The organism is Micromonospora sp. I033, from assembly GCF_053890995.1.
The window spans coordinates 1-9411 of the sequence record NZ_JBSSLX010000217.1; the positions used below are offsets into that span (position 1 = coordinate 1).

At 74.4% G+C, this 9411-nt stretch carries 8 protein-coding genes; 6 read left to right on the top strand and 2 right to left on the bottom strand.

Annotation, left to right across the window (positions count from 1 at the left end; translation table 11 throughout):
* A partial coding sequence (locus tag ACW0Q9_RS25785; protein ID WP_456185579.1) for a [protein-PII] uridylyltransferase family protein occupies positions 1 to 905 on the top strand: 905 nt, incomplete at its 5' end.
* A gap of 496 nt (positions 906 to 1401) precedes the next feature.
* Here the strand turns inward: ACW0Q9_RS25785 and ACW0Q9_RS25790 are convergent.
* Entirely contained in the window at positions 1402 to 3003 is a 1602-nt protein-coding gene (locus tag ACW0Q9_RS25790; protein WP_456185581.1) for a hypothetical protein, read from the bottom strand.
* 45 nt (positions 3004 to 3048) lie between these two features.
* Here ACW0Q9_RS25790 and mptB (ACW0Q9_RS25795) point away from each other — a divergent pair, with 45 nt between their 5' ends.
* From mptB (ACW0Q9_RS25795) to ACW0Q9_RS25810, 4 genes are all read left to right on the top strand, one after another.
* A complete protein-coding gene (gene mptB, locus ACW0Q9_RS25795) occupies positions 3049 to 4464 on the top strand; it encodes a polyprenol phosphomannose-dependent alpha 1,6 mannosyltransferase MptB (RefSeq protein ID WP_456185583.1) in 1416 nt (471 codons plus the stop codon).
* Positions 4465 to 4476: 12 nt separating this feature from the next.
* Positions 4477 to 5967: a polyprenol phosphomannose-dependent alpha 1,6 mannosyltransferase MptB gene (gene mptB / locus ACW0Q9_RS25800; RefSeq protein WP_456185585.1), complete on the top strand. Its 1491-nt coding sequence runs from the start codon at positions 4477 to 4479 to the stop codon at positions 5965 to 5967.
* An 85-nt stretch (positions 5968 to 6052) separates the two neighbouring features.
* The gene (locus tag ACW0Q9_RS25805; protein WP_456185587.1) at positions 6053 to 6349 is read left to right on the top strand and encodes a GYD domain-containing protein; all 297 of its coding nucleotides are present in this window, start codon (positions 6053 to 6055) and stop codon (positions 6347 to 6349) included.
* Between the two features lie 32 nt (positions 6350 to 6381).
* Positions 6382 to 7302 (top strand): hypothetical protein, encoded by a 921-nt coding sequence (locus ACW0Q9_RS25810; RefSeq protein ID WP_456185589.1) that lies wholly within the window; start codon positions 6382 to 6384, stop codon positions 7300 to 7302.
* 73 nt (positions 7303 to 7375) lie between these two features.
* On the opposite strand, the gene glnA is transcribed toward ACW0Q9_RS25810, so the two are convergent.
* Positions 7376 to 8800: a type I glutamate--ammonia ligase gene (gene glnA / locus ACW0Q9_RS25815; protein WP_456185591.1), complete on the bottom strand. Its 1425-nt coding sequence runs from the start codon at positions 8798 to 8800 to the stop codon at positions 7376 to 7378.
* A 260-nt stretch (positions 8801 to 9060) separates the two neighbouring features.
* Here glnA and ACW0Q9_RS25820 point away from each other — a divergent pair.
* Positions 9061 to 9411, top strand: a 351-nt coding sequence (locus ACW0Q9_RS25820; protein ID WP_456185593.1) for an RDD family protein, incomplete at its 3' end; no start/stop codon positions are given.

A 9411-nucleotide genomic window follows, 5' to 3' on the forward strand; every position in this document is an offset into this window, starting at 1 on the left:
GACAGGCACATGCCGGTCACGGCGAAGCGCGGCCCGGCCCGCCCGGCCTGCGCTTCGCCGTGATCGGCATGGGCCGGCTGGGCGGGTGCGAGTCCAACTACCTCTCCGACGCCGACGTGCTCTTCGTCTACGACCCGCCGGCCGGCGCGGACGAGCCGGCCGCCGCGGCCGCCGCGCACGCCATCGCCGAGGAGCTGCGCCGGCTGCTCTCCGCGCCGGCCCCCGACCCGCCGCTCGGGGTCGACGCCGACCTGCGTCCCGAGGGCCGGCAGGGCCCCCTGGTGCGCAGCCTCGCCGCGTACGCCCAGTACTACGCCCGCTGGTCCAAGGTGTGGGAGGCGCAGGCGCTGCTGCGGGCCCGGTTCGTCTGCGGCGACGCCGACCTGGGCGCCGAGTTCGCGGCGATGATCGACCCGGTGCGGTACCCGGGCGACGGCCTGACCCGCGAGCAGGTGGTGGAGATCCGCCGCATCAAGGCCCGGGTGGAGACCGAGCGGCTGCCCCGGGGCGCCGACCCGGCCACCCACACCAAGCTGGGGCGGGGCGGGCTCGCCGACGTGGAGTGGGCGGTGCAGCTGCTCCAGCTCCGGCACGCCGGCCGGCTGCCCGCGCTGCGCGGCACCGGCACCCTCGCCGCCCTCGCGGCGGCCGGGGACGCCGGCCTGGTGGATCCCGACGACGCGGCCGAGATGGCGGCCGGCTGGACGCTCGCCGCGCAGGTGCGCAACGCGCTGATGCTGGTCCGCGGCCGGGCCGGTGACCAGCTGCCGCGGCACGGCGTGGAGCTGGCCGGCGTCGTGCGGCTGCTGGGCGCGGACGACCCGGGCGAGTTCCTCGACGAGTACCTGCGCGCCGGCCGCCGCTCCCGCGCCGCCATGGAGCGCGTGCTCGACGCCCCCGCCTGACCCGCCGACCCCGACCTGCCCGGTCTTGCCGCCCCTCCGCGGGACGCTGCGCTGCGCATCGACCTCGGGCTGGTCGCTCGGGCTTGTCGCCTCCCCGGCGACTGCACGGCGGTGTCGGACGGGTCGCGGGTTCTCGGCCGCCGGACGCCGGCGCGGCCGAGCGGGTTGTGCTCACGCGGGCCTTTCGAGCTGATGCCGCAAACGACTCAGCCGTGTCACCCGGGGCCGTCACCCGGCGCGGGATCCCGGCTGTGGTGAGTCGTCGGCGACATCAGCTCGAAAGGCGCTCTCCGGTCCCCAGCGGGGTCGCCCGCTCACTCGCCGACGCCTACGAACTTGATGACGCAGATGGATCACCACTCCCACCACGGCGCGGTGATCCGGGTGGTGACCGGGCCGTGCCCGCCGACTCCGGAGGCCCCGGTCCGTGCGGGCGCGGGGCCGGCTGAGCCGTTCACGTCATCAAGGTCCTGGCGGCTTGACAGACGAGCCCTGGTTAGCCGCCGAGGGTGTAGGTGCCGGCTCGTGGGACGGTCACCGTCGTCCACTCGCCGGCCGGGGCGAGGGTCGCGCCGCCGGTGACGGTCAGCCAGCGGTCGTGGCGGACCCGTACCGGCACGCGGCCGGGGCCGGGGGTGCGGAAGGTCACCGTGGCGCCGTCCTGGCGGACCAGCTCGCCGGGGGGGCCGACCAGCGGGGTCGGGTCGGCGACGGCGTAGAGCCGCCAGTGCGGGCCGGACCAGACCTCGGTGAGGTACGGCAGGCCGGCCCGGACCAGCTCGGCCTCGGGCCGCCCCACCCAGGACAGCTCGACGTCGGGCACGGCGACGTACTGCACCGCGTTCTCGGTCAGCCAGGTGCGGTAGGTGTCCGGGGTCAGCGGGACGCCGGTGCCGGACGCGCCGGGCACGGTGGTGAAGAAGAGCGGGTTGCGGGCGATGTCGGCCTGGCGCAGCCAGCCCCGGGCCAGGGGCACCTCGCCGAGGTGGGCGGCCTCCCAGTAGTTGCGGGTCGGCGGCACCTCCACCCGCCCGGTGAGCCCGCGCCGGTCCAGCTCCGCCCGCAACGGCGCGAAGTACGCCGGGTCGGCGGTGGGGTCGTCCGCGCTGCGCAGGTCGGCGGTGACCACCGGCGGCTGCCACCAGCACACCGCCGCCAGCACGGCGGCCAGCGCCACCGCCCCGGCCACCCGCCGTCGCACCACCGGCCGGGCCACAGCGCGGCTCGGCAGGCGGTCGGTCAGCCGGTGGGGGAGCGTCGCGGCGGCGGCCAGCACGGGCAGCGCGAACATCACCACCAGCCGGGTGGCGTTCAGGCCGACCGGGGTGTGCAGCAGAGCCGCGGCCAGCACCCCGGCCGCCGACAGCAGCGCTCCGACCCGGACCGGCCGGTAGGCCACCAGCGCCGCCACGAGCAGGCTGGTCAGCACGGCGTGCAGGGTGTCGGTGCGGCTGATGTTCATCCAGCCGCCCTCGCCGAAGAGCAGCCCGGTCACCGCGAGGGGCGCGGCGGCGGGCACGGCGAGGAGCAGGCCGTCGGCGTACCGGCGGGTGAGCAGCAGCGCGACGCCGGCCAGGCCGACGAAGAGCCCGGCCACCGGGCTGGCCGCCGAGGCGAGCAGGGCGGCCAGCGCGGCGAGCCCGGCGCGCGACCACCGGGCGCGGCCGGCCGTGCCGGGCAGGGTCAGGGCGAGCAGCGCGGCCAGGCCGAAGGCGACCCCGAGGGCGTACGTCACCCGGCCGGAGACCAGGTTGCCGGCGATGGTGAGCACCCCGACCAGGCTGCCCAGCAGGGGCCGGGGCACCCGGGTCCGGACCAGCAGGGCGGCGAACGAGGCGGCCGAGGCGACCAGCGTGAGCGCGCCGGTGGGGCGGACCCCGAGCAGGGCCATCAGCGGCGGCGAGACCAGGCTGTAGCCCCACGGGTGGACCCCGCCGTACCAGCGCAGGTCGACAAGCGCGGGCCCGTGCTCGGCGAAGAAGCCGGCCCGGGCCACCTGGGCGGACAGGTCGCTGCCGGTGGCCGGCAGGGTGAGATACAGCACGGCGAGGACCAGCGCGGACGCGGCGGACACCGCCACCACCCGACCGCCCCGCATGCCCACCTCCTGATCGCGACCCACCGTACTGGCAGCATGTCCGGCGTGCCTCACCACCTCTCGCGCTGGATCGGCCTGGCGGGCTCGGTGCTGCTCGCCGTGGCCGCTCACCTCGGCGGCGCGCTGCCGCACGGAGAACTGCGCCCCACCCCGGTCAGCATCTGGCAGGGCCCGAACGGCCCCCTGATCATCGGTCTCTGGCTGGTCGGCACCGCCCTGCTGGGCTGGGCCTGGTGGTCGCTGCGCGACCGGGCGCCGTCGACCCGCTGGGTGCTCGTCACGGTCGCGCTCTGGCTGCTGCCCATGCTGTTCACCCCGCCGCTGGGCAGCCGCGACGCGTACGCCTACGCCTGCCAGGGTGCCAGCTGGTCCGCCGGGATCAACCCCTACGAGCAGGGCGTGTCCGCGCTGCCCTGCCCCTGGCTGGACACCATCTCCTACATCTGGCGGGACACCCCGGCACCGTACGGGCCGCTCTTCGTGGTGCTCTCCGGGGCGGTCGTCTCGGCCGCCGGGTCGCTGGCCGGTAGCGTGGCGCTGTTCCGGCTGCTCGCCGTGGCCGGGGTGGCGCTGACCGCCTGGGCCCTGCCGGTGCTGGCCCGCCGCTGCGGGGTGCCGCCGCAGCGGGCCCTCTGGCTGGCGCTGGCCTGCCCGCTGGTGCCCGTGCACCTGGTCTCCGGGGCGCACAACGACGCGCTCATGGTGGGCCTGCTCACCGCCGGGCTGGCCGTGGTGGCCGCCCGGCCGGGCCGGCCGCTGCCGCTGCTCGCCGGGGGACTGCTGCTCGGCCTGGCCGCCGCCGTCAAGGTCACCGCGCTGGTCGTGGTGCCGTTCGCCGCGCTGGCCGCGATCGCCGGGCCGTACCGGATCCGGGCGCTGGTCCGCGACGGCGCGTGGGTGGTCGGCGCGGCGGTGGCCGCCGTGGTCGCCGTGACCCTCGCCGCGGGCCTCAACTTCGGCTTCATCAGCGGCCTGGAGCAGGGCGGGCTGGTGGTGGCCTGGACCTCGCCGCCCACCGCCGTCGGCCAGAGCGCCGGGTACGTGGCGGCGCTCTTCGGCGCGCACGTCGACGCGCTGCCGGTCACCCGGGGGATCGCCGTGGTGGCCCTGGTGGCGGTGCTGGTCTGGCTCTGGTTCCGGGCGCTGCGCCGCGAGGATCCGTTCTGGCACGCCGGCCTGGCGCTGGTGGCGACCGTCGCGCTCGCGCCGCTGTTCCACCCCTGGTACTGGACCTGGCCGCTCGCCGTGCTCGCCGCCACCGCCCGCCGTACCGGCTGGTTCTCGCTGGTGGCGCTGGTGTCGTCGTTCCTGGTGCTGGCCGACGGCACCGGGCTGCCCCGGTGGACCAAGATGCCCGGCGCACCCCTGATGACGCTGTTGGTGATCGTGGTGGTGGTCCGGTTGGTACGTTCGGCTCGGGAGGCCCGCCGGCCGGTCCCCGCCGACCGAGGAGCCGACTGAGGAGAGGTGCCGGTGAGCGAGCCCGGCGCGCAGCCCGACGGACCGGTCCGGCCGGTGGCCGCCGCGCTCGCCCGGTACGCCGGACTCGCCGGCGCGGTGCTGCTGACCCTCGCCGGGTGGCTCGGTGGCGCGCTGCCCGACACCCCCGCCGTGACCGGCCTCGGCGACGCCTGGCGGGCCCCGCACGGGCCGGCGGTGCTCGGCTGCTGGCTGGTCGGCACGGTGCTGCTGGTCGGGGCCTGGTGGTCGCTGCGCTGGGGCGCCCCGTCGGGCCGGTGGGCGTACCTGACCGCCGGGCTCTGGCTGCTGCCGCTGCTGGCCGCGCCGCCGCTGGGCAGCCGGGACGTCTACTCGTACGCCTGCCAGGGGTGGTCCTGGACGCACGGGGTCGATCCGTACCGGGTGGGGGTGGTTGCCGCCGGTTGCCCGTGGGCGGAGAGCGTGTCACCGATCTGGCGGGACACCCCGGCCCCGTACGGTCCGTTCTTCGTGCTGCTGGCCGGTCTGGCCGTGCTGCTCGGCGGTGGCCTGGCCGGCGCGCTCGTGCTGCTGCGGGTGGTGGCCGTGGCCGGGGTGCTGCTGGCCGCGCTCTGCCTGCCCGGGCTGGCCCGGACCGTGGGCGTGCCGACCCGGCGGGCGGCGTGGCTGGCGCTGGCCTGCCCGCTGGTCGGGGTGCACCTGGTGGCCGGCGCGCACAACGACGCGGTCGGCCTCGGGCTGCTGCTGTGGGGCCTGCTGGTGCTGGTCCGCCGGCCCGGCCGGCCGCGGGCGCTGGTCGTCGCCGGGGTGCTGCTCGGGCTCGCGGTGGCGGTCAAGGCGGTCGCCGTGGTGGTGCTCCCGTTCGCGGTCCTGGCCGGGGTGCTGGGCCGCTACACGTGGCGCGCGCTGCTGCGCGACGGCGGTTGGCTGGCCGGGGGAGTGCTGGCCACGCTGGTGGTCACCAGCCTGGCCACCGGGCTGGGCCTGGGCTGGGTGCGCGGCCTGGCCCGCAGCGGCGACTCGGAGCAGTGGACGTCGCCGCCGACCGCGGTGGGTCTGGTGATCGACTACGCGGCCGCCCTCGGCGGCCGGGAGCCGGAGGCCGTGCCGGTGGTCCGGGCCGTCGCGCTGGCCGGGCTCGCGGTGCTGCTGGTGGTGCTCTGGTGGCGGGCCTGGAGGGCCCTACGCCGGCTGGGCGACGTCCGGCAGCGGGCGGCCCGGCTGAACGCCGTCCGGCCCCGGGTGGCCCTGGCCGGGGCCGGCCTGGCGCTGGCCGCCACCGTGCTGCTCGCCCCGGTCTTCCACCCCTGGTACGCGACCTGGCCGCTGGCCCTGCTCGCGGTGGCCACGGTCGCGGTGGCGCGGACGGTGTGGATCGTGGCGCCGTGCGCGGTGGCCGCGGTGCTCACCCTGCCGGACGGCACCAACCTGGCCCGGTTCACCAAGGCGCCGGGGGCGATCCTGATGACCGCGCTCGTGGTGGCGGTCGGGGTGGCCGCCATCCGGGCCCGCCGCGCCCGCTGAATTGAGCCGTTCCGGGACGCCAACTTCGACCCGTTATGCCCGAAATTGACCTTACGATGAGATCTCTTCGTGGAGGTGAGGGGCCATGCCGACGTACATCGCGTTGCTGAACTGGACCGATCAGGGGATCCGAGGCTACAAGGAGACCGCGAAGCGCGCCGAGGCCTTCGCCGCAGCGACCCAGAAGGTCGGGGCGAAGCTTACGAGCATCCACTGGACCGTCGGCCCGTACGACGTCGTGGCCGTCGTCGATGCGCCCGACGACGAGACCGCCGCCGCGGCGCTCCTGCAGCTCGGCGGGGCGGGCAACGTCCGCACCACGACCCTGCGGGCCTTCGGTCGGGACGAGATGGAACGCATCATCGCCAAAACCGCCGGCTGAGCACGTTCGGTGCCTGTGGCACAGTCCTGAGTGTGCCGCTGGACGAGTTGCCGGACTGGTTGCCGGCCTGGTGTCTTGACCATCTGGGCGGCGAACCCGCCGGCGTGCTGTTCCGGTCGCAACAGGTCTCGACGGTGTTCGGTCTGAGGTTGGCCGATGGCAGGGACGTCGTGGTCAAGGCGCGCGCCGACGATGGCCGGGCCTCGTCGTGTGTCGCGGCGCAGGCCCGGCTGGCTGAGCACGGGTTTGCGTGTGCCCGGCCGCTCACGCCGGTGGTCGGTGTCGGTGCGCTGGCCGTGCACGCCGAGGAGTACCGGCCCGGCGGCGAGGTGTTGCACGGGGACTCGCCGGACATGGCCATGCGCTGCGCGGAGGTGTTCGCCCGGCTGATGGCCGAACTTGCCGGCGTGACGGTCGCGCCGCCGCTGCCGAATCCGCCCTGGGTGCGCTGGGACCACACCGATTCCGGGGTGTGGCCGGCAATCGACTTTCTCGACAGCCGGGACCAGGGTGTCGTGTCCGCGCACATTGTCCAGACGGCTGAGCGGGCCCGGGGGCGGCTGCTCGCCGCCGGCTTGCCGTGCGTGCTCGGCCACGCCGACTTCGAGGCGCAGAACCTGCGGTGGCAGGGTTGGCAGGTGTGGGCGGTGCACGACTGGGACAGCCTGGCGTGGCAGCCGGAGGCGGCGCTGGTGGGAGCGGCGAGCGGGTCGTTCGCCAGTGACGGGCCGCCCACGCTGGCGCCGATCAGAAGCTCCGAGGCGTTCCTGGTGGCTTACCAGGACATTCGAGGGCGCCTGTTCACGGCCGTGGAGCAGGAGATCGCGTGGGCGGCCAGCTTGTGGATGGCTGCGTACAACGTCCGGGAGATGGCACTGTGCGGTGGCAGCCCGGCGGGCGCAGATGCGCTGCGGGCGCAGGCAGCCGAACGCCTTCGTCGAGCTGATGCATGAACATCAGCAGCTCGGTCGACACGAAACGGCGGTCATGCCGGCTGTGAGCCGGCATGACCGCCGTTGATCGGGCTCAGCAGTCGAAGTACATGGCGAACTCGTGCGGGGTCGGGCGCAGGCGCACCGGGTCGACCTCGTTGGCCCGCTTCCACGACACCCAGGTGGAGATCAGGTCCGGCGTGAAGACGCCGCCGTCGAGCAGGTAGTCGTGGTCGGCCTCGAGGGCGTCGAGCACGGCGGGCAGCGAGCCCGGGACCTGCTTGACGTCGCCCCACTCCTCCGGGGGCAGGTCGTACAGGTCCTTGTCGATCGGCGCCGGCGGCTCGATCTTGTTCTTGATGCCGTCCAGGCCGGCCATCATCATGGCGGAGAAGGCCAGGTACGGGTTGCTGGACGGGTCCGGCACCCGGAACTCGACCCGCTTGGCCTTCGGGTTGCTGCCGGTGACCGGGATCCGGGTGCACGCGGAGCGGTTGCGCTGCGAGTAGACCAGGTTGACCGGCGCCTCGAAGCCCGGCACCAGCCGGCGGTAGGAGTTGACCGTCGGGTTGGTGAAGGCCAGCAGCGACGGCGCGTGGTGCAGCAGGCCGCCGATGTACCAGCGGGCGGTGTCGGAGAGGCCGGCGTAGCCGGTCTCGTCGTAGAACAGCGGCTCGCCGTTCAGCCAGAGGCTCTGGTGGGTGTGCATGCCGGAGCCGTTGTCGCCGAAGAGCGGCTTCGGCATGAAGGTGGCGGTCTTGCCGGCGGCCCAGGCCTCGTTCTTGATCAGGTACTTGAAGAGCTGGAGCTGGTCGGCGGAGTGCAGCAGGGTGGAGAACTTGTAGTTGATCTCCGACTGGCCGGCGGTGCCGACCTCGTGGTGCGAGCGCTCCACCGTGAAGCCGGCGTCGATCAGGCGGCGGACCATGCTGTCCCGCAGGTCGGCGTAGTGGTCCACCGGCGGCACCGGGAAGTAGCCGCCCTTGTAGGCGGTCTTGTAGCCGCGGTTGCCGCCCTCCTCCTCACGGCCGGAGTTCCAGGCGCCCTCGATCGAGTCGATGTAGTAGTACGACTGGTGGGCGGAGGTCTCGTGGCGGATCGAGTCGAAGATGTAGAACTCCGCCTCGGCGCCGAAGTAGGCCGTGTCGGCGATGCCGCTCGCGGCCAGGAAGGCCTCGGCCTTCTTCGCCACGTTCCGCGGGTCACGCGAGTAGGCCTCGCGGGTGAACGGGTCGTGGATGAAGAAGTTCAGCGCCAGGGTCTTCTGCGCGCGGAACGGGTCGACGAAGGCGGTCGCGACGTCCGGGAGCAGGAGCATGTCCGACTCGTGGATCGCCTGGAAGCCACGGATCGACGAACCGTCGAACGCGAGGCCGTCGGTGAAGACGCTGTCGTCGAAGGACTCGACCGGCAGGTTGAAGTGCTGCATCACGCCGGGCAGGTCACAGAAACGTACGTCGACGAACTTCACGTCCTCGTTCTTGAGGTATCGCAGGAGTTCCTCGGGATTGGCGAACACACGTCCTCCTGGCAGGTCCACTCCGGTGGCTGGCTACCTGGCGACGCTATGGCCGTGGGGTTGCCCGGCCGTGTCTCCTCTGTTTCCGCCGTGTTACGTCCCTCGCGCAGCGTCATCCCGGCCGCTCAGCCGCCTCCGGCTGTCCACTGGGACGATACCCGTTGCGCCGGTCTGGCGCTGATTGATGGCTTTGGTCCCGTTCGCCGCGTGGTGCGGAACCGCCCCCGGCCCCGGACCGGTCGCTGGCTACCCTGACCGCTGTGACCGATACCGCCGCCGTGCCGGTGCCGCCCGCCGCGGACCCGACCTTCACGCCCCCGAGCCTCGGCCGCCGCTTCGGCGCCCTGGTCATCGACTGGGTGCTCTGCCTGCTGATCGCCAACATCTTCGCCGACCCGGTCCGGGACGGCTGGGCCCCGGTCCTGGTGCTGATCCTGGAGTACGGCTTGTTCCTCGGCCTCTTCGCCCAGACCCCCGGCATGTACGTCACCCGGGTCCGCTGCCTGTCCTGGGCCGACGGGGGCCGGATCGGGCTGTTCCGGGCGCTGCTGCGCGGCGTGCTGCTGGCCCTCGTGGTGCCCGCCCTGATCATGGACGGGCACCGGCGCGGC